The organism is Enterobacter sp. E1 (assembly GCF_016809815.1).
In the GTDB taxonomy this organism is placed as follows: Bacteria; Pseudomonadota; Gammaproteobacteria; order Enterobacterales; family Enterobacteriaceae; genus Enterobacter; species Enterobacter adelaidei.
Genome location: NZ_JAFBJM010000001.1, coordinates 593,561 through 617,177, shown reverse-complemented (window position 1 = coordinate 617,177; position 23,617 = coordinate 593,561). Strand labels below are relative to the sequence as shown.

Sequence of the window (23,617 nt, the reverse complement as noted above, 5' to 3'; positions counted from 1 at the left end):
AGGATCGGTACAAATATAGTCTACAGACGCTGTTTAAACTGGTAGTAGCGACCCTGTTTCGCCAACAGTTCTGCGTGACTACCTTGCTCAATAATGTGTCCGTTGTCCATCACAATTATCTGATCAAAACTCGCCAGTCCGCGCAGGCGGTGTGTGACCATCAGCACGGTTTTACCGGTCATGACATTGGCCAGCAAATCAAGGATTTGGCTCTCGGTTGTGGCGTCCAGACCTTCCGTCGGTTCGTCCAGCAACATCAGCGGCGCATCGTGCAGCAGCGCGCGCGCAATCGCCAGACGGCGCAGCTCACCGCCGGAGAGCTGACGGCCACCTTCACCCAGCCAGCTGTTTAGCCCTGCATCTTCAAGCAACTTATGCAGTCCAACCTGTTCCAGCATGGCGCTCAGTTCATCATCAGAGGCCTCTGGTGCTGCCAGCAGCAGGTTATCGCGCAGTGTGGCGCTAAACAGATGCACGCGCTGCGGAACCACACTGACAGTTTTGCGCAGAGACTGTTCGCTGAAATCTGTCAGCAACGTATCATTGAAAAGAATCTGACCGTGTTGCGGGTCCCAGGCGCGGGTCAGCAACTGTAACAGCGTCGATTTGCCACAGCCGGTACGGCCGAGTATGGCAATGCGCTGGCCAGCGTTTACCTCGAGATTCACACCTTCCAGTGCGTTCTGCGCCTGCTTGTCGTAAGCGAAAGTGACATTATCAAGCGTGAGCGCAACGTTCTCTGGCACCGCGGTCTGTGCGGCACTGAATGTGACTTCAGGTTCTTGCTCGGCGATCTGGGTGATGCGCAGGGCGGAGGCGATTACCTGTCCCAAATGCTGGAAAGCGCCTGTCACCGGTGCCAGCGCTTCAAATGCGGCCAGAGCACAGAACACGAAGAGGGCAATCAGAGGACCTGGCTGCGTATTACCGCCGATACCACCGGATGCCAGCCATAGCATAGCGATTACTGCCACGCCGCCGATTAACATCATCAGCGCCTGAGAGAAGGCCGTCAGTTCCGACTGGCGGCGCTGGGCTTCATGCCAGTTCAGCTCCGTACTTTCCATCTGCGCGCGGTAGCGCTTGCTGGCACCAAAAATGGTCAACTCGGCCTGCCCCTGAAGCCAGGAGGTCAGTTGCTGGCGGTAGTCCCCGCGCAGGCGCGTCAGGTTTTCCCCGGTGGATTTCCCGGCGCGGTAAAACAGCGGTGGCAAAATAATGAGCGTGAGCAACATGATCCCACCCAGCGTCAGCGCAACGGGAACATCCAGAACGGACAGTCCCAGCGTGACCACTACAATCACCACAAACGCGCCCACGATCGGGGATATCACGCGCAGGTACAGGTGATCCAGCGTGTCGACATCCGCTACGACACGGTTAAGTAACTCACCCTGACGAAAACGCGCCAGCCCGGCAGGGGAGAGGGGCAGTAGTTTGCTGAAGGTGTAGATACGCAGGTGCTGCAGCACGCGGAAAGTGGCGTCGTGGCTGACCAGCCGCTCGAAATAGCGTCCGGCAGTACGGGTGATGGCGGTACCGCGAACACCGGCCGCTGGAAGCATATAGTTGAAGCTGTACAACCCGGCAACGCCCGCAACGGCAGAGGCCGACAGGAACCAGCCGGAAAGGGTGAGCAGGCCGATACTGGCGAGCAGCGTCACAATCGCCAGCACAATCCCCAGTGTCAGCATCCATTTGTGGCGTTTATAGAGCGCAAGATAAGGCAGCAGAGCACGCATCAGATGTCCTCCTGACGATTCGCCAGCAGGGCGGCAAACGGTCCCTGCGCGGTAACGAGAGAGGCGTAATCGCCTTGCTCAACAATACGACCGTTCTCCATGACCCAGATCTGGTCCCAGTCGGCAATACCTTCCAGCTGATGGGTGACCATCAGGGTGGTTTGCTGCAGAGAGGCGTCATTCAGGGCATCCATTACGCGCTGCTCGCTGTGTGCATCCAGGCTGGCTGCGGGCTCATCAAGCAGCATCAGCTGGCACGGGTTAAGCAGCGCACGGGCAACCGCCACACGCTGCGCCTGTCCGACGGACAGTCCGGCAGACTGGTCGCCGACCACGGTATCAACTCCTTGCGGAAGTTGCGGCAGAAATTCGCTGACCCAGGCGCGGTCGAGAACCGATTGCAGCTCGTCTTCTCGGGCATCCGGGCGCGCCAGCAGCACGTTTTCACGCAGCGTAGAGGCTGGAAGCTGCGGATTTTGGCCTACCCAACTCAGCTGTTTACGCCAGGCGTCAGGATCGAGGTTGCGCAGTTCCGTTTTGTTGATCCGCAGTGAACCTGTGTAGGCCATAAAACCGGATAGCGCATTCAGCAGCGAACTTTTCCCGGAACCGCTGGTGCCGACGATCACTACGCGTTGTCCGGCAGGTAAGGTAAAGTTCAGCGGACCTGCGAGCACTTTGCCTTCGGGTGACAAAATGGAAAAGTCCTGCGCTTCAATGGTCACGGGATCTTTAGCATTCAGCGTAATGTCACCCCGTTCCGGGTGTGCCAGCGGCGTTTCCAGGAATGTTTTCAGGCTGTCGGCCGCGCCAACCGCCTGTGCTTTAGCGTGATAGAAGGTCCCCAGATCGCGAAGCGGCTGGAAAAACTCCGGGGCCAGGATCAGCGCCAGGAACCCGGCAGAAAGGGTCACTGCCGTGCCGTAATGGCCAAAATCCAGCGCGCCGAGGTAGGAGAAGCCGAAGTAGACCGCCACGAGGGCAATCGACAGCGAGGTAAAGAATTCCAGTACGCCAGAAGACAAGAAGGCGAGGCGTAACACTTCCATGGTGCGCTGACGGAAGTCCTGCGATGCCTGGCGAATGTTTTCGGTTTCCGCTTCACCGCGACCAAAAATGCGCAATGTTTCCATGCCGCGCAGACGGTCGAGGAAATGGCCGCTTAAGCGACCCAATGCCAGGAAGTTACGACGGTTAGCGTCCGCAGCCCCCATGCCGACCAGCGCCATAAACAGCGGGATCAGCGGGGCGGTGCCCATCAGAATCAGCGCGGCCATCCAGTTCACCGGGAAGATGGCGAGCACAATAAGCAGCGGAACAAAGACGGCAAGAGCCATTTGCGGCAGGTAGCGCGCATAGTAGTCGTGCATATCGTCAATCTGCTCAAGAATCAGCGTCGCCCAGCTACCGGCCGGTTTACCCTGGATCCACGCGGGCCCGGCTTCCTGAAGGCGATCGAGCACCTGACGGCGGATCTCGTAGCGGATATGCTGTCCGGCGTGAAACCCGACACGCTCACGTAGCCATACCACCCAGGCTCGCAGGATAAAAATCAGGATCAGAACAATAAAGGGCAGCAGGAGCGCTTCGCGTGGAATGTTCTCCATGATCATATGATTAAGAATGCGGGCCAGCAGCCATGCCTGGGCAACAATCAACAGACCACTGACGAACCCAAGAATACGGGAGATCGTAAGCCAGCGGCGGGAAAGAACGCTTTGCTGTTTCAGCCAGCGTGTTAACTCTTGTTGACGGGTTTTTTCCATTGCGTACTTTGCAGGTGACGTTATTAGAAATTGGGCAGCGCAATGTTACAACGGTGAGACAATAAAGGCGACTTATCGCCGCCTTTATTTACGTTTGTTACTGACTTGTAAAGATTATTTACCTTGTTCAGCCAGTCCATCAAGGTAGCGTTCAGCGTCCAGCGCGGCCATACAGCCGGTGCCCGCTGAGGTAATCGCCTGACGATAAATATGGTCCATCACGTCACCAGCGGCGAACACGCCCGGGATGCTGGTCTGGGTCGCGTTGCCGTGAATACCAGACTGCACTTTGATGTAGCCGTTTTCCAGCTCCAGTTGACCGTCAAAGATCGCGGTGTTCGGGCTGTGGCCGATAGCCACAAACAGACCCGCCACTTCCAGCGTTTCAACATTATCGGTGTTCTGGGTATCACGAATACGCAGACCCGCAACGCCCATCTGATCGCCCGTCACCTCTTCCAGGGTGCGGTTGGTATGCAGCACGATGTTGCCGCTTGCCACTTTATCCATCAGACGTTTGATCAGGATTTTTTCTGCGCGGAAGGTGTCGCGACGGTGGATCAGATGCACCTCAGAGGCAATGTTCGCCAGGTAGAGCGCTTCTTCCACTGCGGTGTTACCGCCGCCAATGACCGCGACTTTCTGATTGCGGTAGAAGAAACCGTCGCAGGTAGCGCATGCAGAAACGCCGCGGCCTTTGAACGCTTCTTCGGATGGCAGACCGAGGTAACGGGCAGAGGCACCGGTGGCGATGATCAGCGCGTCACAGGTGTATTCGCCGCTGTCACCCGTCAGGCGGAACGGACGGTTCTGCAGATCGACCTTATTGATGTGGTCGAACAGAATTTCGGTTTCGAATTTAGCGGCATGCTCGTGCATACGCTCCATCAGCAGCGGCCCGGTCAGGTCGTGCGGGTCGCCTGGCCAGTTTTCCACTTCGGTGGTGGTGGTCAGCTGACCGCCTTTTTCCATGCCGGTAATTAACACCGGTTGCAGGTTAGCGCGTGCAGCATAGACCGCCGCGGTATATCCCGCAGGTCCAGAACCAAGGATTAGCAGCTTACTGTGTTTAGCCGTGCCCATGAGATCCCCATTGTTGTTGGCAGACATTTGGCTGGATTGTAGGGAATTTGTTGCCGTAAAAAAAGAGCGCAGCAATTTTGATATCAATCTGTGTAATAGCCGCTGACGATGAATGGCGCGCGATAACATCGCGCTTTCCCTTGAAAAACGGTCGTTTGTAAGGCAATAAAATGAGGATTCATACCCTGCCGTAATGAATATCCGGCATGTTGTACTAAAAAACGATGTTTTGCTTTGACAATCCCCTGCGCTTTTGCGAAAACATTCAAGGAAGAAAAAAAACCGCGTTAACCGTGTGCCGCATAGGCATGCACGTAAATGCCATTTTTACCGGGTCAGTGAAATCTACGCATGGCGTGGACAGACGCCATACGTGATGTCGGTGACTGCTTTCGGGCAACGGTCTTCTTACCAACAGAACCCGAATCCGCATCGCGTCTAATACAAAACCAGGCGATGTGATGACTAACGGGTACAGGCTCTGAACAGTGATGTGCACAGGGTCCAGGCAGGAGTAGGGAAGGAATACAGAGAGACAATAATAATGGTAGATAGCAAGAAGCGCCCTGGCAAAGATCTCGACCGTATCGATCGTAACATTCTTAATGAATTGCAAAAGGATGGGCGTATTTCCAACGTCGAGCTTTCAAAACGTGTGGGACTTTCCCCGACGCCATGCCTTGAGCGTGTGCGCCGACTGGAAAGACAGGGTTTCATTCAGGGCTATACTGCTCTGCTGAACCCGCATTATCTGGATGCCTCACTTCTGGTATTTGTTGAGATTACTCTGAATCGTGGTGCGCCGGATGTGTTTGAGCAATTTAACGCCGCTGTACAAAAACTTGAAGAAATTCAAGAGTGTCACCTGGTGTCCGGTGATTTCGACTACCTGTTGAAAACCCGTGTGCCGGATATGTCCGCCTACCGTAAGCTGCTGGGTGAGACCCTGCTGCGTCTGCCGGGCGTGAACGACACCCGTACTTATGTGGTGATGGAAGAGGTCAAACAGAGCAATCGTCTGGTTATTAAGACGCGCTAACACGGAACAGGTGCAAAATCAGCGTAGTTTGATTACACTCCTGTTAATCCATACAGCAACAGTGCCGGGGAGTCCCGGCGCTGTTGTCCGTTTTAGCAAACAGGCAGGATATGCCTGATACCTGGAGAGCCTTTCTTGAGCCAGGAATACACTGAAGACAAAGAAGTCACACTATCGAAGCTAAGCAGCGGACGTCGTCTCCTCGAAGCTTTGCTGATTGTTATTGCCCTTTTTGCCGTCTGGCTGATGGCAGCCTTACTCAGTTTCAACCCCTCAGATCCCAGCTGGTCACAAACTGCATGGCATGAGCCTATCCATAATTTAGGCGGTGTCCCCGGAGCCTGGCTTGCGGACACGCTGTTTTTCATTTTCGGTGTGATGGCCTACACCCTTCCCGTCATTATCATTGGCGGATGCTGGTTTGCGTGGCGTCATCGTCAGAACGATGATTACATCGACTATTTCGCGGTTTCGCTGCGCCTGATCGGCGCGCTGGCGCTGATCCTGACCTCATGCGGTCTGGCGGCCATTAATGCCGATGATATCTGGTACTTTGCCTCTGGCGGAGTGATCGGCAGTTTGTTGAGTTCTGCACTGCAACCAATGCTCCACAGCAGCGGCGGCACGCTGGCGCTGCTGTGCATCTGGGCTGCCGGGCTGACGTTGTTTACCGGCTGGTCCTGGGTGAGCATTGCCGAGAAAATCGGCAGTTTTATCCTCACCATTCTGACCTTCGCCAGCAACCGTACCCGTCGTGACGATACGTGGGTGGATGAAGACGAGTATGAAGATGAAGAGGAAGACGATGCACCTGTACAGCGTCGCGAATCCCGTCGCGCACGTATCCTGCGTGGGGCATTGGCGCGTCGCCAGCGTGTAGCTGAAAAATTTGCCAACCCGCTTGGACGTAAAACCGATGCGGCACTCTTCTCTGGTAAGCGTATGGATGAAGACGAGCAGGTTGAGTATCGCGCAGCAGGTAACGCCGTCGATCCTGATGATGTGCTTTTCTCCGGGAGCCGTGCCACGCCGGGTGACTTTGACGAATACGATCCGCTGCTAAATGGTCAAACCGTTACCGCGCCGGTTGCCGCAGCCGCAGCAGCAACGACCGCTGCGCAGGCGTATGCCGCACCTGTCGAAGCCGTGATGCCATCTGCACCGGTTCCACCGCCGGAATCCGTTATTCAGCAGCCTCAGGTTGACTGGCAGACAGCGCCCGGTGTTAACACACCGGAGCCCGTTATCGCCCCTGAACCGGAAAGCTATATCCCTGTGCATCAGGAGCAGTGGCAGGAGCCTTATCAGCCGCCGCAACCTGAATATGAACCGCAGCAATATGAACAGCCTGTGGCCCAGCCGTATCAGGAGTATGTGCCTGAGCCGGTTGAATCTGTGCAGCCTTATGTAGCGCCACAGCCTGAACCTGAAGTGGTGGAAGAGGTGAAACCCTCTCGTCCACCAATGTATTATTTTGAAGAGGTTGAAGAGCGTCGTGCTCGTGAACGCGAGCAACTGGCAGCCTGGTATCAGCCTGTGCCTGAACCGGTGCAGGAGCCGGTTACCAAAGCACCTTCTTTCTCTGTTCCGCCGGTTGACCCAACACCTGCTGTTGCTCCTGTTACAGAAAGCGTTAAGCAGGCAACTGCGGCGGCGGCCGTGGCTGCACCTGTCTTCAGTCTGGCAACAGGTGGGACACCACGTCCTCAGGTGAAAGAGGGTATTGGCCCACAATTGCCTCGTCCTAACCGCGTCCGCGTTCCCACTCGTCGTGAGCTTGCTTCTTACGGTATCAAGCTGCCTTCCCAGCGTATGGCCGAAGAAAAAGCGCGTGAACCAGAGTACGAAGATGACGCCGATGAAATGCAGCAGGACGAGCTGGCTCGCCAGTTCGCAGCGCAACAGAATCAACGTTACGGTGAGGAATACCAGCACGATGAACCGATTCTGGAAGATGAAGATGACGCGGCGGAAGCCGAATTAGCGCGCCAGTTTGCCGCAACGCAGCAGCAACGCTATTCCGGTGAACAACCTGCTGGTGCGAACCCGTTCTCGCTGTCTGATTTTGAATTCTCGCCAATGAAGGATCTGGTGGATGATGGTCCGAGCGAGCCTTTATTTACCCCGAGCGTGATGCCGGAAGCCGAGCCAGTGCGTCAGCAGCCAGCTCCGCAGGCTTATACGCAGCCGCAACAGCCGCCGCAGTTCCAGCAGCCTGCGCCTCAGGCGCAGGAAAGCCTGATTCACCCGCTGCTGATGCGTAATGGTGACAGCCGTCCATTGCAACGTCCAAGTACGCCGTTACCGTCGCTGGACCTGTTAACGCCGCCGCCGTCTGAAGTTGAGCCGGTCGATACGTTTGCGCTGGAGCAGATGGCGCGTCTGGTGGAAGCTCGTCTGGCCGACTTCCGTATCAAGGCGGACGTGGTGAACTACTCTCCTGGCCCGGTTATTACCCGTTTTGAACTGAATCTGGCGCCGGGTGTTAAAGCCGCGCGTATTTCGAACCTGTCCCGCGACCTGGCGCGTTCGCTGTCGACCGTTGCGGTACGTGTGGTGGAAGTGATTCCCGGCAAACCTTACGTTGGCCTTGAGCTGCCGAACAAAAAACGTCAAACCGTTTACCTGCGCGAAGTGCTGGATAACACCAAATTCCGCGATAACCCATCCCCGCTGACCGTGGTGCTGGGTAAAGATATCGCGGGCGATCCGGTGGTGGCTGATCTCGCCAAAATGCCTCACCTGCTTGTAGCGGGTACCACCGGTTCCGGTAAGTCCGTCGGCGTGAACGCCATGATCCTCAGCATGCTTTATAAAGCGCAGCCGGAAGACGTGCGTTTCATCATGATCGACCCGAAAATGCTCGAACTGTCGGTCTACGAAGGCATTCCGCATCTGCTGACTGAAGTGGTCACCGACATGAAAGACGCCGCCAACGCCCTGCGCTGGAGCGTCAATGAGATGGAACGCCGCTACAAGCTGATGTCTGCGCTGGGCGTGCGAAACCTGGCCGGTTATAACGAGAAAATTGCCCAGGCTGTGCGCATGGGACGTCCGATCCCGGATCCTTACTGGAAGCCGGGTGACAGCATGGATGCCCAGCATCCGGTGCTGGAAAAACTGCCTTATATCGTCGTTCTGGTGGATGAGTTCGCTGACCTGATGATGACCGTCGGTAAGAAAGTGGAAGAGTTGATTGCCCGTCTGGCGCAGAAAGCGCGTGCGGCCGGTATTCACCTTGTTCTCGCGACCCAGCGTCCTTCCGTGGACGTTATCACTGGTCTTATTAAAGCGAACATTCCGACGCGTATTGCGTTTACCGTATCAAGTAAAATTGACTCCCGTACCATTCTTGATCAGGGTGGCGCAGAGTCGCTGCTGGGTATGGGTGACATGCTCTATTCCGGCCCGAACTCCACCTCTCCGGTGCGTGTCCACGGCGCGTTTGTCCGCGATGAGGAAGTTCACGCCGTGGTGCAGGACTGGAAAGCGCGCGGTCGTCCGCAGTATGTTGACGGTATTACCAGCGATGTAGAAAGCGAAGGCGGCGGTGGCGGTTTTGACGGTGGAGAAGAGCTGGATCCATTATTTGATCAGGCGGTTAACTTCGTTACCGAAAAACGCAAAGCGTCCATCTCTGGCGTTCAGCGTCAGTTCCGCATCGGCTATAACCGCGCAGCGCGTATCATCGAGCAGATGGAAGCGCAGGGCATCGTGAGCGAGCAGGGGCATAATGGTAACCGCGAGGTGCTTGCTCCGCCGCCGTTTGACTAACCTTCAGCGATTGCAAAGAAGGGTAAATCAGCAAAAAATTAAGCATTTTCTTCTGTCGCCTGCCTTCGGGCAGGTCCAGAATAGAAGACGGAAACCCCATTTCGGGAAGACGTATTTTAAGGAATAACAATGAAAAAAATCGCCATCGCCTGTGCATTACTGACCAGTTTTGTCGCCAGCAGCGTCTGGGCTGATGCAGCCAGCGACCTTAAAAGCCGACTGGATAAAGTGAGCAGCTTCCACGCCAGCTTCACGCAAAAAGTGACTGACGGCAGCGGCAACGCGGTGCAGGAAGGCCAGGGCGATTTGTGGGTAAAGCGCCCCAATCTGTTTAACTGGCACATGACCCAGCCGGATGAGAGCATCCTGGTGTCTGACGGTAAAACCTTATGGTTCTTCAACCCGTTCGTTGAGCAGGCAACGGCGACCTGGCTGAAAGATGCCACCAGCAATACGCCGTTTATGCTGATTGCCCGCAACCAGTCCAGCGACTGGCAGCAGTACAATATCAAACAGACGGGTGACGAGTTTATCCTGACGCCGAAAGGCAGCAACGGCAACCTGAAGCAGTTCACCATTAACGTAAGCACCAACGGTACCATTAATCAGTTCGGCGCGGTTGAGCAGGACGATCAGCGCAGCAGCTACCAGCTCAAGTCTCAGCAGAACGGCGCCGTTGATGCATCGAAATTCACCTTTACCCCGCCGAAGGGCGTAACGGTGGACGACCAACGCAATAAGTAAGAGGCGTGAGTGGGCAATCTGTCGCTCGATTTTTCAGATAACGCGTTTCAACCTCTGGCCGCCCGTATGCGGCCAGAAAATTTAGCGCAGTACATCGGCCAGCAACATCTGCTGGCTGCCGGTAAGCCTTTGCCGCGTGCTATTGAAGCCGGGCATCTCCATTCCATGATCCTCTGGGGGCCACCTGGCACCGGCAAAACCACCCTTGCAGAAGTTATTGCCCGCTATGCCAACGCGGACGTTGAACGTCTTTCGGCGGTCACCTCCGGCGTGAAAGAGATCCGCGAGGCGATCGAGCGTGCGCGGCAGAACCGCAATGCCGGGCGGCGTACCATCCTCTTTGTGGACGAAGTCCACCGCTTCAACAAGAGCCAGCAGGATGCTTTCCTGCCGCATATTGAAGACGGCACGATATTCTTCATCGGTGCAACCACTGAAAACCCATCGTTTGAACTGAACTCGGCGCTGCTTTCGCGTGCGCGCGTTTACCTGCTCAAATCGCTGACTACCGAGGATATCGAAAAGGTTCTCACCCAGGCAATGGACGACAAAGCACGCGGCTACGGCGGGCAGGATATCGTTTTACCTGACGAGACGCGTCGTGCGATTGCTGAGTTGGTCAACGGTGATGCGCGTCGGGCACTGAATACGCTGGAGATGATGGCCGATATGGCCGAAATTGATGACTCCGGCAAGAGAGTGCTTAAACCGGAACTGCTCACCGAGATTGCTGGTGAACGTAGCGCGCGTTTCGATAACAAGGGCGACCGTTTTTACGATCTGATCTCGGCGCTACATAAGTCCGTGCGAGGCAGCGCGCCGGATGCGGCACTTTACTGGTATGCACGCATTATCACTGCCGGTGGCGATCCGCTGTATGTTGCACGACGTTGCCTGGCTATTGCCTCGGAAGATGTCGGCAATGCTGATCCACGGGCGATGCAGGTGGCGCTCTCAGCATGGGACTGTTTTACCCGCGTCGGTCCCGCTGAAGGGGAGCGCGCCATTGCGCAGGCGATTGTCTATCTGGCCTGTGCGCCGAAGAGTAATGCGGTCTATACCGCCTTTAAAGCGGCAATGTCTGATGCGCGTGAACGTCCGGACTACGATGTGCCGGTTCATCTGCGTAATGCACCGACCAAACTGATGAAAGAGATGGGGTATGGTCAGGAGTACCGTTATGCCCATGATGAACCCAATGCCTACGCTGCCGGAGAGGAATATTTCCCGCAAGAGATGGCACAAACGCGCTATTATCACCCCACAAACAGAGGTCTTGAAGGCAAGATTGGTGAAAAGCTCACCTGGCTCGCCGGACAGGATCAAAATAGCCCTATAAAACGCTACCGTTAGCGCTATCGTTGCGGTAATGTTGGCAATGTATCCCTGTGACCGCAGGCTGTGGTCACATTTTCCTATTTTAATTCGATAAGCACAGGATAAGCATGCTCGATCCCAATCTGCTGCGTAACGAGCCAGACGCAGTCGCTGAAAAACTGGCACGCCGGGGCTTTAAGCTGGATGTAGATAAGCTGCGCGCTCTTGAAGAGCGTCGTAAAGTTCTGCAGGTACAAACTGAAAATCTGCAGGCAGAGCGTAACTCTCGATCGAAATCCATTGGCCAGGCGAAAGCGCGCGGGGAAGATATTGAGCCATTACGCCTGGAAGTGAACAAACTGGGTGAAGAGCTGGATCAGGCGAAAGCTGAGCTGGATGTTCTTCAGACCGAAATTCGTGATATTGCCCTGGCTATCCCGAATATTCCTGACGACAGCGTGCCTGTCGGCAAAGATGAAAACGACAACGTTGAAGTGAAACGTTGGGGTACGCCTCGCGAGTTCGACTTCGAAGTGCGCGATCACGTGACGCTGGGCGAAATGCACGCGGGCCTGGACTTTGCGGCGGCGGTTAAGCTGACCGGCTCTCGCTTCGTGGTGATGAAAGGCCAGATTGCCCATCTGCACCGCGCGCTGGCGCAGTTCATGCTGGATCTGCACACCGAGCAGCACGGCTACAGCGAAACCTACGTACCGTATCTGGTCAACCACGATACGCTGTACGGTACGGGCCAGCTGCCGAAATTTGCCGGCGATCTGTTCCACACCCGTCCGCTGGACGAGGAAGCGGACAGCAGCAACTACGCGCTGATCCCAACCGCTGAAGTGCCGCTGACAAACCTCGTGCGCGATGAGATCATCGACGAAGACGACCTGCCAATTAAGCTGACGGCACACTCTCCGTGCTTCCGTTCTGAAGCAGGATCTTACGGTCGCGACACGCGCGGTCTGATTCGTATGCACCAGTTCGACAAAGTTGAGATGGTGCAGATCGTCCGTCCTGAAGAATCCATGGACGCGCTGGAAGAGATGACCGGCCACGCTGAGAAAGTGCTGGAGCTGTTGGGTCTTCCGTACCGTCGTATGGCCCTGTGCACCGGTGATATGGGCTTTGGCGCCTGCAAAACCTTCGATCTGGAAGTGTGGGTGCCTGCGCAGAACACCTACCGTGAGATCTCCTCCTGCTCTAACGTCTGGGATTTCCAGGCGCGTCGCATGCAGGCACGCTGCCGCAGCAAATCTGACAAGAAAACCCGTCTGGTTCATACCCTGAACGGCTCTGGTCTGGCTGTCGGCCGTACGCTGGTTGCCGTGCTGGAAAACTATCAGCAGGCAGATGGTCGTATCGAGATCCCTGAAGTACTGCGCCCATACATGAAAGGCCAGCAGTACATCGGCTAATTCTTTGCCTCACAACAAAAAAGCGCCTTCGGGCGCTTTTTTTATGCCTCTGAATTGATACTACGCAATACCCCCTCCCTCTAAAGTAGTAATACTCCTCCGAATGAAAGTTAGCATAAATGACTGATAACGAAGAGTTTCGTTATATATAAAACTATATAGCGGTATGTGCCGCCTCTCTTTTCTTTGTGAGCAACCAAGTGAGTCTCTATGAAAATCAACGCGCCTGAAGCATTAATGGCAGCTGAGGTCACTCGCCGTGGGTTGATGAAAACCACGGCAATAGGCGGCCTGGCTATGGCCAGTAGCGCCCTCACGCTTCCTTTTACCCGGCTGGCGTCGGCGGCAGATGCATTGTCCCCGGCGACAGCTCCGGAAAAAGTGGTGTGGAGCGCCTGTACCGTAAACTGTGGTAGTCGTTGTCCACTGCGTATGCATGTGGTGGATGGCGAAATTAAATATGTTGAAACCGACAATACCGGGGACGATAACTACGAAGGATTACATCAGGTACGCGCTTGTCTGCGTGGCCGTTCCATGCGTCGTCGTGTGTATAATCCGGACCGTCTGAAGTACCCAATGAAGCGCGTCGGCAAACGTGGGGAAGGAAAGTTCGAGCGCATTAGTTGGGATGAAGCCTACGATATCATCGTCACCAACATGCAGCGTTTGATCAACGAGTATGGCAACGAATCCATCTACCTGAACTACGGTACTGGAACGCTCGGTGGCACCATGACCCGTTCCTGGCCACCGGGTAAAACACTGGTGGCGCGCCTGATGAACTGCTGCGGCGGTTATCTTAATCACTATGGTGACTACTCCTCTGCTCAGATCGCTGCTGGCCTGAACTACACCTACGGTGGCTGGGCGGACGGTAACAGCCCGTCTGATATCGAAAACAGCAAACTGGTTGTACTGTTCGGTAACAACCCGGGTGAAACCCGCATGAGCGGTGGCGGGGTGACATATTACCTCGAACAGGCTCGCGCTAAGTCCAATGCCCGCATGATCATCATCGATCCGCGCTATACCGATACCGGTGCCGGGCGAGAAGATGAGTGGATCCCAATCCGTCCAGGTACCGATGCGGCGCTGGTCTCAGCGCTGGCGTGGGTGATGATCACCGAAAACCTCGTCGATCAGCCTTTCCTGGATAAATATTGCGTCGGTTACGACGAGAAAACCCTGCCAGCCAGCGCGCCGGCAAACGGGCATTACAAAGCGTACATTCTTGGCCAGGGCAGCGATGGCGTGGCGAAAACGCCAGAGTGGGCGTCCACGATCACCGGTATTCCGGTCGAACGCATCGTCCAGCTGGCGCGTGAGATTGGCTCAGCCAAACCGGCCTATATCAGCCAGGGCTGGGGCCCGCAACGTCATGCAAACGGTGAAATCGCGACCCGCGCCATCTCTATGCTCTCCATCCTGACCGGCAACGTTGGTATTCACGGCGGTAACACTGGCGCGCGTGAAGGCTCGTATGAAGTACCGTTTGAACGTATGCCGACGCTGGATAACCCGGTTCAGACCAGCATCTCGATGTTTATGTGGACCGATGCGATCGAGCGTGGTCCGGAAATGACCGCTTTGCGCGACGGTGTGCGCGGCAAGGACAAGCTGGATGTGCCGATCAAGATGATCTGGAACTATGCCGGCAACTGTCTGATCAACCAGCATTCTGAAATTAACCGTACCCACGAAATCCTGCAGGATGACAAGAAGTGCGAGATGATTGTGGTCATCGACTGCCACATGACCTCCTCGGCAAAATATGCCGATATCTTGCTGCCGGACTGTACTGCATCTGAGCAGATGGATTTCGCGCTGGACGCCTCCTGCGGTAACATGTCCTATGTGATCTTCACCGATCAGGCCATCAAACCTCGCTTTGAGTGCAAAACCATCTATGAGATGACCTCTGAGCTGGCGAAACGTCTTGGCGTTGAGCAGCAGTTTACTGAGGGGCGTACTCAGGAAGGGTGGATGCGCTATCTGCATGAGCTCTCTCGTAAAGCGATCCCTGATCTGCCGGATTTCGACACCTTCCGTAAGCAAGGTATGTACAAACAGCGCGATCCGGAAGGGCACCACGTGGCGTACAAAGCGTTCCGTGAAGACCCGCAGGCGAACCCGCTAACCACACCGTCGGGTAAAATCGAAATCTACTCCGAAGAGCTGGCAAAAATTGCCTCAACCTGGGAATTGCCGGAAGGGGACGTTATCGATCCGCTGCCGATCTACACGCCGGGCTTTGAAAACTATAACGATCCGCTGACGGCGAAATTCCCGCTGCAGTTGACCGGTTTCCACTACAAAGCGCGAGTTCACTCCACGTACGGTAACGTCGACGTACTGAAAGCCGCCTGCCGTCAGGAGATGTGGATCAACCCGATGGATGCCAAAGCGCGCGGCATCAACAATGGCGATCGCGTACGCATTTTCAACGGGCGTGGTGAGGTGCATATCGAAGCCAAGGTTACACCGCGCATGATGCCTGGCGTTGTCGCGCTGGGGGAAGGGGCCTGGTATAACCCGGATGCCAACCGCATCGACCAGGCAGGCAGTATTAACGTACTGACTACACAGCGCCCATCGCCACTGGCGAAAGGTAACCCATCTCACACAAACCTTGTTCAGGTTGAAAAGGTTTAAGGAGTAACCGATGACAACCCAGTATGGATTTTTTATTGATTCCAGCCGTTGCACCGGGTGCAAAACCTGCGAGCTGGCCTGTAAAGATTACAAAGATCTGACCCCGGACGTCAGCTTCCGCCGTATCTACGAATACGCCGGGGGTGACTGGCAGGAAGATAACGGCGTCTGGCATCAAAACGTGTTCGCCTACTACCTGTCGATTGCCTGCAACCACTGTGAAGATCCGGCCTGTACTAAGGTCTGTCCGAGTGGGGCGATGCACAAGCGCGATGACGGTTTTGTCGTCGTGGATGAAGATGTCTGCATCGGTTGCCGTTACTGCCATATGGCTTGTCCGTACGGCGCGCCGCAGTACAACGCCGCCAAAGGTCATATGACCAAGTGCGACGGCTGCCACTCACGCGTGGCGGATGGCAAAAAACCGATTTGCGTCGAGTCCTGTCCGCTGCGCGCGCTGGACTTTGGCCCAATTGAAGAGCTGCGTAAAAAACACGGTCAGCTTGCGGCGGTAGCGCCACTACCGTCAGCGCACTTCACGAAGCCGAGTATTGTGATTAAACCTAACGCCAACAGCCGTCCGACAGGTGACACCACCGGCTACCTGGCAAATCCGAAGGAGGTGTGAGATGGGAAGTGGATGGCATGAATGGCCGCTGATGATCTTCACGGTCTTTGGGCAATGTGTTGCCGGTGGGTTTATCGTGCTCGCCCTGGCGCTGTTAAAAGGCAACCTCAGTGCTGAACAGCAGCAGCGTCTCGTGTTGAGTATGTTTGGTCTGTGGGTACTGATGGGAATTGGCTTTATTGCCTCAACGCTGCATCTGGGCTCACCGATGCGTGCGTTTAACTCCCTGAACCGCGTGGGGGCATCATCACTCAGTAATGAGATTGCCAGCGGGGCGATTTTCTTCGCCGTCGGTGGGCTGGGATGGCTGCTGGCAGCGCTGAAAAAATTGCCTGCGGGTCTACGCAGCCTGTGGCTGATCGTGACCATGGTGCTAGGCGTGGTATTCGTATGGATGATGGTGCGCGTGTACAACACCATTGATACCGTTCCAACCTGGTACAGCGTCTGGACGCCGATGAGTTTCTTCCTGACGATGTTTATCGGTGGTCCGCTGTTGGGCTACCTGCTGCTGCGCGTAGCGGGCGTAGATGGGTGGGCAATGCGTTTGCTCCCCGCTGTTTCGCTGCTGGCGCTGGTGGTGAGTGCGATGGTTGCCCTGATGCAGGGATCCGAACTGGCAACCATTCACAGCTCTATTCAGCATGCCTCTGCCCTGGTGCCGGACTACGGTTCACTGATGGCCTGGCGCATCGTTCTGCTGGTCGCGGCGTTGGTATTCTGGATCGCGCCTCAGCTTAAAGGATATCAGCCCGCGCTGCCGCTGCTGTCGCTGGCTTTTGTGCTGGTACTGGCAGGTGAACTGATTGGCCGTGGTGTGTTCTACGGATTGCATATGACCGTGGGTATGGCTATTGCCAGTTAACGTTGCATTTAGTTATATCAAGCCGGGCCTGAGTGCCCGGCTTTTTCTTTTTTCGATCATGAAATTTTTCGACTGTTGTTTCGTTTTAATTTCGTTCATTAATAAATAAAAACAGATACATAATTAATATCTATAGCAGGCGTTGCATTAGCAGGATAAGTTTTTTGAATCGACAAGGAACATATTGTGCGTGACGGCGAAATCAGTGGATTGACTTTGTTTTTGCCAGTGGCATGATGCGCACGAAATCTGAACTTCCTCACGGTTTTTAACCCATGACCACCTATACCCGGCCAGTGCTTCTGTTGCTCTGTGGCCTGCTTCTGTTGACCCTGGCGATCGCAGTGTTAAATACGCTCGTCCCGCTGTGGCTCGCCCATGAAAACTTACCGACCTGGCAGGTGGGTATGGTCAGCTCGTCCTTTTTTACCGGCAACCTGTTGGGGACGCTGGTCACCGGGAGCCTGATTAAGCGCTTTGGCTTTAATCGCAGCTATTATCTGGCCTCGCTGATTTTCGCCGCCGGATGTGCCGGTTTAGGCTTTATGGTCGGCTTCTGGAGCTGGATGGCGTGGCGCTTTATCGCTGGCGTAGGCTGCGCGATGATTTGGGTGGTGGTTGAAAGTGCGCTGATGTGCAGCGGTACGTCGCGCAACCGCGGACGCCTGCTGGCAGCCTATATGATGGTTTACTATGTGGGCACCGTGCTGGGTCAACTGATGGTCAGCAAACTGCCAACCGACCTGATGAGCGTTCTGCCCTGGGTAACGGGTATGGTGCTGGCCGCGATCCTGCCGCTGCTCTTTACGCGCATTGTGAACCAGAACAGCGAACACCAGGAAGCAACCCACGTCTGGCCGATGCTGAGACTCCGTCAGGCGCGGCTGGGCGTTAACGGCTGCATTATCTCGGGGATTGTACTGGGCTCACTCTATGGCCTGATGCCGCTCTATCTAAATCATCAGGGCGTCAGCGATTCCGGAATTGGCTTCTGGATGGCGGTTATGGTGAGTGCAGGGATCGTCGGGCAATGGCCGATTGGCCGACTGGCGGACCGTTTCGGTCGTCTGCTGGTACTGCGCGTTCAGGTCTTCGTGGTGATCCTGGGATGTCTAGCCATGCTCAGCAACGCCGCAATGGCGCCTGCGCTGTTTATTCTCGGGGCCGCCGGCTTTACGCTCTATCCGGTTGCGATGGCCTGGGCCTGTGAGAAAGTTGAACATCACCAGCTGGTGGCAATGAACCAGGCGCTGTTACTGAGCTATACCATCGGCAGTTTATTAGGGCCGACGTTTACCGCGATGCTGATGCAGAATTATTCCGATAATTTATTGTTTATCATGATCGCCAGCGTGTCGTTTATTTATCTCTTGATGCTGCTGCGCAAAGTGGGCGAACATCCTACGCCTGTGGCACATGCCTGATTAAATAAAAGCCTGTCGATGACAGGCTTTTTTGTCCCAGTCACAACTAAGAGTTTTACTTATTGTTTGTTTATTGCGCCAGGCGATAATTCATGTGAGTCCTACCACTATAAGGCAGCAATCATGTCTATTCGTCGTTTTTCCGCTACCGCACTTGCCGTAGTGTTGTCTTTAACGTTTGCAACGGCTCCGGTCATGGCTAATCCTGGAAACGGGAATGGCGGTGGTCACGGAAACGGTGGCGGACAGGGTAATGGCGGCAATCATGGTAACGGGAATTCTGGTAACCATGGCAATAAGCAAAATAACGGTCAGGATAACCCTGGAAAATCGGATAAAAGCTTTAAAAGCAGTAAAGATGTCGGTAACGATGTCGACGCTCGCGTGAGCTTCGATCATGCCCGCCACCTGGCGCTGAATTATGGCTTAACGGGCTATGACTCTCTGCCTCCGGGTATCGCGAAAAACCTGGCGCGCGGTAAGCCGTTGCCTCCGGGCATTGCGAAGAAAACCGTGCCGGCCTCAATGCTGGGCCAGCTTCCTTCCTACCCTGGCTATGAATGGCGTGTGGTCGGAGACGACCTGGTCTTAATTGCGCTGAGTACAGCCATCGTGACGTCCGTTATTAACGGCGTCTTTAAATAGAATATAAAAAAGCCCGGTTTTCACCGGGCTTTTCTTTAATACATCACCTTATGGCCGTACTGCTCAAGAATGCCTTTTACGCGTTCCATCGTCTCTTTCTTCGGCGGCTTCACGCCATCGAGTTTGTACTCTTCGCCCATTGCCACCCATTTGTGTTTACCCAGCTCGTGATAGGGCAGAAGCTCGATTTTCTCGACGTTGCCCATGTCGCGGGTAAATTCCCCGAGACGATGCGCGGAGTCGTCATCATCTGACCAGCCAGGCACAACCACGTAGCGGATCCAGGTTTTGATGCCTTTATCGGCAATGTATTTGGCAAATTCCAGCGTGCGGTGGTTTGAGACACCAACGAGGTTCTGGTGGATCTCATCGTTCATCTGTTTGAGATCGAGCATCACCAGATCGGTCACTTCGAGCAGCTCGTCGATAACCGGATCGTAGCGACGTACAAAGCCGTTGGTATCGAGACAGGTATGAATGCCTTCTTTGCGGCAGGCACGGAACCAGTCGCGTACAAACTCAGCCTGAAGAATGGCTTCACCGCCGGATGCGGTTACACCACCGCCAGACGCGTTCATAAAGTGACGGTAGGTCACCACCTCTTTCATTAAATCTTCAACGGTCACTTCTTTGCCGCCGTGTGTATCCCAGGTGTCACGGTTATGGCAGTACAGGCAGCGCATCAGGCAGCCCTGGAAAAAGGTGATAAAGCGGATACCTGGGCCATCGACAGTGCCACAGGATTCAAAGGAGTGAATGCGACCAATAATTGACATTGCGGTGATATCTCCAGCATCGGCCCGTCCGGGGCCTGTGTATGCACAGCTCAAAACCGGCTGTGTTAAGTCTGTTTTGGCTGTTATCCATTAAGTATAGATAGCGGACAAAAGAGACTGAGGTGGAGAGGGTGCTAAAAAGGCCCCACTTGCGTGGAGCCTTTATTGTACGCTTTTTAACGCGTGATTTCAGTCAATTCCACTTACATGGACTGAGTGAAAGTACGGGTGATAACGTCCTGCTGCTGTTCTTTAGTCAGGGAGTTAAAACGTACTGCGTAGCCGGATACGCGGATGGTCAGCTGAGGATATTTCTCAGGGTGTTCCATCGCGTCGAGCAGCATTTCACGGTTCATTACGTTCACGTTCAGGTGCTGACCACCTTCGATGGACGCTTCGTGGTGGAAGTAACCATCCATCAGACCCGCGAGGTTAGTTTTACGCACTTCGTCGTCTTTACCCAGCGCATTTGGAACGATAGAGAAGGTGTAAGAGATACCATCTTTAGCGTAAGCAAACGGCAGTTTAGCAACGGAAGTCAGAGAGGCAACAGCACCTTTCTGGTCACGACCGTGCATTGGGTTAGCACCTGGGCCGAATGGCGCGCCAGCACGACGTCCGTCTGGGGTATTACCGGTTTTCTTACCATACACAACGTTAGAGGTGATGGTCAGAACAGACTGAGTCGGGATAGCGTTACGGTAAGTAGTCAGTTTCTGAATTTTCTTCATGAAACGTTCTACCAGGTCAACCGCCATGTCATCAACGCGAGAATCGTTGTTACCAAACTGCGGGTATTCACCTTCGATTTCGAAGTCTACAGCCAGGCCGTCTTCGTCACGAATTGGTTTAACTTTCGCATATTTGATTGCAGACAGGGAGTCAGCCGCAACGGACAGACCTGCGATACCACACGCCATGGTGCGGATAACGTCACGGTCGTGCAGCGCCATCAGAGAGGCTTCGTAGCTGTACTTGTCGTGCATGTAGTGGATAACGTTCAGTGCAGTGACATACTGTTTAGCCAGCCAGTCCATGAAGTGATCCATGCGGTCCATGACTTCGTCGAACTTCAGAACGTCGCCTTTGATCGGCTCAGACTTAGGACCAACCTGCATTTTCAGTTTTTCATCAACGCCGCCGTTGATTGCGTACAGCATGGTTTTCGCCAGGTTTGCACGCGCACCGAAGAACTGCATTTGTTTACCAACAACCATTGGGCTTACGCAGCAAGCGATAGCGTAATCGTCGTTGTTGAAGTCCGGACGCATCAGGTCATCGTTCTCGTACTGCAGAGAAGAGGTATCGATAGACACTTTAGCGGCGAATTTCTTGAAGTTCAGAGGCAGTTTTTCAGACCACAGAACAGTGATGTTCGGCTCCGGAGAAGGACCCATGGTGTACAGGGTGTTCAGGAAGCGGAAGCTGTTTTTGGTTACCAGAGTACGGCCATCAACGCCCATACCACCGATAGATTCTGTTGCCCAGATTGGGTCACCAGAGAACAGCTCATCGTATTCTGGGGTACGCAGGAAGCGAACCATACGCAGTTTCATGACCAGGTGGTCAATCATTTCCTGAGCGTCTTGCTCGGTGATTTTGCCTGCTTTGATGTCGCGTTCGATGTAAGCATCCAGGAAGGTGGATACACGACCGAAGGACATCGCTGCACCGTTCTGAGACTTAACCGCGGCCAGATAGCCGAAGTAGGTCCACTGGATAGCTTCCTGTGCGTTGGTAGCAGGACCAGAGATATCGCAGCCATATTTAGCCGCCATTTCTTTGATCTGACCCAGCGCGCGGTGCTGTTCAGCAATTTCTTCACGCAGACGGATAGTCGCTTCCAGGTTTACGCCGTTTTCCAGGTCAGACTGCAGGGAAACAAACTGTGCGTACTTGTCTTTCATCAGGAAGTCGATACCGTACAGCGCAACGCGACGGTAGTCACCGATGATACGGCCACGGCCATACGCATCTGGCAGACCAGTCAGAACGCCAGATTTACGGCAGTTCAGAATGTCTTTGGTGTAAACATCGAATACACCCTGGTTGTGGGTTTTGCGGTATTCGGTGAAGATTTTTTTCAGCATTGGGTCCAGCTCGCGGTTATACGCTTTGCAGGAACCTTCAACCATTTTAATACCACCGAACGGGATGATTGCACGTTTCAGTGGTGCTTCAGTCTGCAGACCAACGATTTTCTCAAGGGCTTTGTTGATATAGCCAGCATCGTGAGAAGTGATGGTGGAAGCAACGGAGGTGTCGAAATCAACTGGCGCGTGAGTGCGGTTTTCCAGTTTAACGCCTTCCATTACGCTGTCCCACAGCTTGGTGGTCGCGTCAGTTGCGCCAGCCAGGAAGGATTCGTCACCTTCATACGGGGTATAGTTTTTCTGAATGAAGTCACGTACGTTTACTTCATTCTGCCAGTCACCTTTCGCAAAACCTTCCCAGGCTGTGGCTAACTTTTCATTAAGCTCGGACATGTAACACCTACCTTCTTAAGTGGATTTTTTATTTACTGCCTGAGAAAACCATCAATGATGATCGTCGCCACGCAGGTAAATGACCCAGTATGTCAACCCAACTAACAGACCCCCACCGATAATGTTCCCGATAGTGACAGGGATCAGGTTATCAGTAATGAAATTCATAATAGTCAGGTGAGAGAAACTTTCCGGGGATGAACCAACTGCGGTCCAGAACTCCGGGCTTGCAAAGTCGCGGATGACAATGCCCATTGGGATCATGAACATATTCGCGATACTGTGCTCAAAGCCGCTGGCAACAAACATCGCAACTGGCAGAACCATAATTAAGGCTTTGTCCATCAGGCTGCGACCCGAGTAGCTCATCCATACAGCCAGGCAGACCATCAGGTTAGCGAGGATGCCGAGAGCAACGGCTTCGATAAATGTGTGGTGCATTTTGTGGTCGGCAGTTTGCAGGACGTTGAGCCCCCAGCCACCGTTGGCGGTCATGTACTCGCCAGAAAGCCACATCAACAAAACAAAGAGCAGACAGCCAACCAGGTTACCCACGTAGACGTTAAGCCAGTTACGCGCCAGCTGACCCCAGGTAATTCTTCCGCTGGCTTTCGCTACGACAATCAGCACCGTTGAGGTGAAGAGGTCGGCACCGCAGATAACGCAAAGAATCAGACCCAGTGAGAAGCAAATACCGCCAATCAGTTTGGCCATGCCGAAAGGCATTCCAGCAGTACCGGTGGTGGCAGTGATGTAGAAGACGAAAGCGATAGAGATGAACACACCAGCCGTGATCGCCAGATAGAACGTCTTCATCGGGTGTTTCGTTGCTTTATAGACACCTGCTTCTTCGGCAACTTTGGCCATCGCAGCAGGGAGTAAAAGATCAAAAGGGTTGTCAGCTTTCACACTAACTCTCTCTTTATTAAGTCGGCGACGAGATACTAACAAAGCATTATAGAAGAGAAATTGATATAGATCATATCTCGCCTGGCTTATAGGCCCGCAGTGTGTATGGTTTTACAACAAATGCGGAGTAAGTATTTGATTATCCGTATAAAAATAAATTTTAAAAGTTATGAAAAGAGTTGAATTTTTTCGTTCGGCCACCTCTAAAACAGTTAATTAATATGGAGTATTTACCATAAAAAGTAACAGTAAAGCCCGGGTTAATATTATTATATTTACCCATGTTTAACTTTATTATTACAATCAACAATCATTGCCGAAGAAAATAAAAAACGGGGCAATG

The 23,617-nt window shown here is 54.1% G+C and carries 16 protein-coding genes; 10 read left to right on the top strand and 6 right to left on the bottom strand.

The window, feature by feature from the left end:
* Positions 1-20 precede the first annotated feature (20 nt).
* From cydC to trxB, 3 genes are all read right to left on the bottom strand, one after another.
* Positions 21-1,742 carry a cysteine/glutathione ABC transporter ATP-binding protein/permease CydC gene (gene cydC, locus JGF26_RS03075; RefSeq protein ID WP_134707382.1) on the bottom strand — a complete coding sequence of 574 codons (1,722 nt, stop codon included), beginning with the start codon at positions 1,740-1,742 and terminating at the stop codon, positions 21-23.
* The gene (gene cydD / locus JGF26_RS03070) at positions 1,742-3,508 is read right to left on the bottom strand and encodes a cysteine/glutathione ABC transporter permease/ATP-binding protein CydD (RefSeq protein ID WP_134707383.1); all 1,767 of its coding nucleotides are present in this window, start codon (positions 3,506-3,508) and stop codon (positions 1,742-1,744) included. Before cydD ends, cydC begins: the two co-directional genes overlap by 1 nt.
* A 114-nt stretch (positions 3,509-3,622) precedes the next feature.
* On the bottom strand, positions 3,623-4,591 hold the full coding sequence (gene trxB / locus JGF26_RS03065; RefSeq protein WP_049005462.1) for a thioredoxin-disulfide reductase: 969 nt from the start codon (positions 4,589-4,591) through the stop codon (positions 3,623-3,625).
* Between the two features lie 544 nt (positions 4,592-5,135).
* Between trxB and lrp the strand changes: the two genes are divergently transcribed.
* The 10 genes from lrp to JGF26_RS03015 all read left to right on the top strand — a co-directional run bounded on the left by lrp (position 5,136) and on the right by JGF26_RS03015 (position 19,103).
* Positions 5,136-5,630, top strand: a complete 495-nt coding sequence (lrp, locus tag JGF26_RS03060) for a leucine-responsive transcriptional regulator Lrp (RefSeq protein WP_000228469.1) — start codon at positions 5,136-5,138, stop codon at positions 5,628-5,630.
* A gap of 135 nt (positions 5,631-5,765) precedes the next feature.
* A complete protein-coding gene (locus tag JGF26_RS03055; RefSeq protein ID WP_134707384.1) occupies positions 5,766-9,404 on the top strand; it encodes a DNA translocase FtsK 4TM domain-containing protein in 3,639 nt (1,212 codons plus the stop codon).
* A 129-nt stretch (positions 9,405-9,533) separates the two neighbouring features.
* Positions 9,534-10,148: an outer membrane lipoprotein chaperone LolA gene (lolA, locus tag JGF26_RS03050; protein WP_108090351.1), complete on the top strand. Its 615-nt coding sequence runs from the start codon at positions 9,534-9,536 to the stop codon at positions 10,146-10,148.
* Between the two features lie 9 nt (positions 10,149-10,157).
* Positions 10,158-11,501 carry a replication-associated recombination protein RarA gene (gene rarA / locus JGF26_RS03045; protein ID WP_108090350.1) on the top strand — a complete coding sequence of 448 codons (1,344 nt, stop codon included), beginning with the start codon at positions 10,158-10,160 and terminating at the stop codon, positions 11,499-11,501.
* Positions 11,502-11,593: 92 nt separating this feature from the next.
* Positions 11,594-12,886, top strand: coding sequence for a serine--tRNA ligase (gene serS / locus JGF26_RS03040; RefSeq protein ID WP_047071876.1), 1,293 nt, complete (start codon positions 11,594-11,596; stop codon positions 12,884-12,886).
* 210 nt (positions 12,887-13,096) lie between these two features.
* Positions 13,097-15,541 (top strand): dimethylsulfoxide reductase subunit A, encoded by a 2,445-nt coding sequence (gene dmsA, locus JGF26_RS03035; RefSeq protein WP_134707385.1) that lies wholly within the window; start codon positions 13,097-13,099, stop codon positions 15,539-15,541.
* 10 nt (positions 15,542-15,551) lie between these two features.
* The gene (locus JGF26_RS03030; RefSeq protein WP_017384545.1) at positions 15,552-16,169 is read left to right on the top strand and encodes a DMSO/selenate family reductase complex B subunit; all 618 of its coding nucleotides are present in this window, start codon (positions 15,552-15,554) and stop codon (positions 16,167-16,169) included.
* A gap of 1 nt (position 16,170) precedes the next feature.
* The gene (locus JGF26_RS03025) at positions 16,171-17,034 is read left to right on the top strand and encodes a dimethyl sulfoxide reductase anchor subunit family protein (RefSeq protein WP_134707386.1); all 864 of its coding nucleotides are present in this window, start codon (positions 16,171-16,173) and stop codon (positions 17,032-17,034) included.
* A gap of 275 nt (positions 17,035-17,309) precedes the next feature.
* The gene (locus JGF26_RS03020) at positions 17,310-18,458 is read left to right on the top strand and encodes an MFS transporter (RefSeq protein ID WP_134707387.1); all 1,149 of its coding nucleotides are present in this window, start codon (positions 17,310-17,312) and stop codon (positions 18,456-18,458) included.
* Positions 18,459-18,581: 123 nt separating this feature from the next.
* Positions 18,582-19,103: an anti-virulence regulator CigR family protein gene (locus JGF26_RS03015; protein WP_045404123.1), complete on the top strand. Its 522-nt coding sequence runs from the start codon at positions 18,582-18,584 to the stop codon at positions 19,101-19,103.
* Between the two features lie 35 nt (positions 19,104-19,138).
* On the opposite strand, the gene pflA is transcribed toward JGF26_RS03015, so the two are convergent.
* From pflA to focA, 3 genes are all read right to left on the bottom strand, one after another.
* Complete coding sequence (pflA, locus tag JGF26_RS03010; protein WP_010429226.1) at positions 19,139-19,879, bottom strand: pyruvate formate lyase 1-activating protein; 741 nt, start codon at positions 19,877-19,879, stop codon at positions 19,139-19,141.
* Between the two features lie 203 nt (positions 19,880-20,082).
* On the bottom strand, positions 20,083-22,365 hold the full coding sequence (gene pflB, locus JGF26_RS03005) for a formate C-acetyltransferase (RefSeq protein ID WP_134707388.1): 2,283 nt from the start codon (positions 22,363-22,365) through the stop codon (positions 20,083-20,085).
* 51 nt (positions 22,366-22,416) lie between these two features.
* Complete coding sequence (gene focA / locus JGF26_RS03000) at positions 22,417-23,274, bottom strand: formate transporter FocA (RefSeq protein WP_008499974.1); 858 nt, start codon at positions 23,272-23,274, stop codon at positions 22,417-22,419.
* Between the last annotated feature and the right edge of the window lie 343 nt (positions 23,275-23,617).

What these genes read in the sequence shown, in the direction of transcription:
- pflA (WP_010429226.1), bottom strand. Translation starts at nt 19,879, where the DNA reads ATGTCAATTATTGGTCGCATTCACTCCTTTGAATCCTGTGGCACTGTC.
- cydD (WP_134707383.1), bottom strand. Translation starts at nt 3,508, where the DNA reads ATGGAAAAAACCCGTCAACAAGAGTTAACACGCTGGCTGAAACAGCAA.
- trxB (WP_049005462.1), bottom strand. Translation starts at nt 4,591, where the DNA reads ATGGGCACGGCTAAACACAGTAAGCTGCTAATCCTTGGTTCTGGACCT.
- lrp (WP_000228469.1), top strand. Translation starts at nt 5,136, where the DNA reads ATGGTAGATAGCAAGAAGCGCCCTGGCAAAGATCTCGACCGTATCGAT.
- JGF26_RS03025 (WP_134707386.1), top strand. Translation starts at nt 16,171, where the DNA reads ATGGGAAGTGGATGGCATGAATGGCCGCTGATGATCTTCACGGTCTTT.
- JGF26_RS03030 (WP_017384545.1), top strand. Translation starts at nt 15,552, where the DNA reads ATGACAACCCAGTATGGATTTTTTATTGATTCCAGCCGTTGCACCGGG.
- pflB (WP_134707388.1), bottom strand. Translation starts at nt 22,365, where the DNA reads ATGTCCGAGCTTAATGAAAAGTTAGCCACAGCCTGGGAAGGTTTTGCG.
- cydC (WP_134707382.1), bottom strand. Translation starts at nt 1,742, where the DNA reads ATGCGTGCTCTGCTGCCTTATCTTGCGCTCTATAAACGCCACAAATGG.
- serS (WP_047071876.1), top strand. Translation starts at nt 11,594, where the DNA reads ATGCTCGATCCCAATCTGCTGCGTAACGAGCCAGACGCAGTCGCTGAA.
- lolA (WP_108090351.1), top strand. Translation starts at nt 9,534, where the DNA reads ATGAAAAAAATCGCCATCGCCTGTGCATTACTGACCAGTTTTGTCGCC.
- JGF26_RS03015 (WP_045404123.1), top strand. Translation starts at nt 18,582, where the DNA reads ATGTCTATTCGTCGTTTTTCCGCTACCGCACTTGCCGTAGTGTTGTCT.
- JGF26_RS03020 (WP_134707387.1), top strand. Translation starts at nt 17,310, where the DNA reads ATGACCACCTATACCCGGCCAGTGCTTCTGTTGCTCTGTGGCCTGCTT.
- dmsA (WP_134707385.1), top strand. Translation starts at nt 13,097, where the DNA reads ATGAAAATCAACGCGCCTGAAGCATTAATGGCAGCTGAGGTCACTCGC.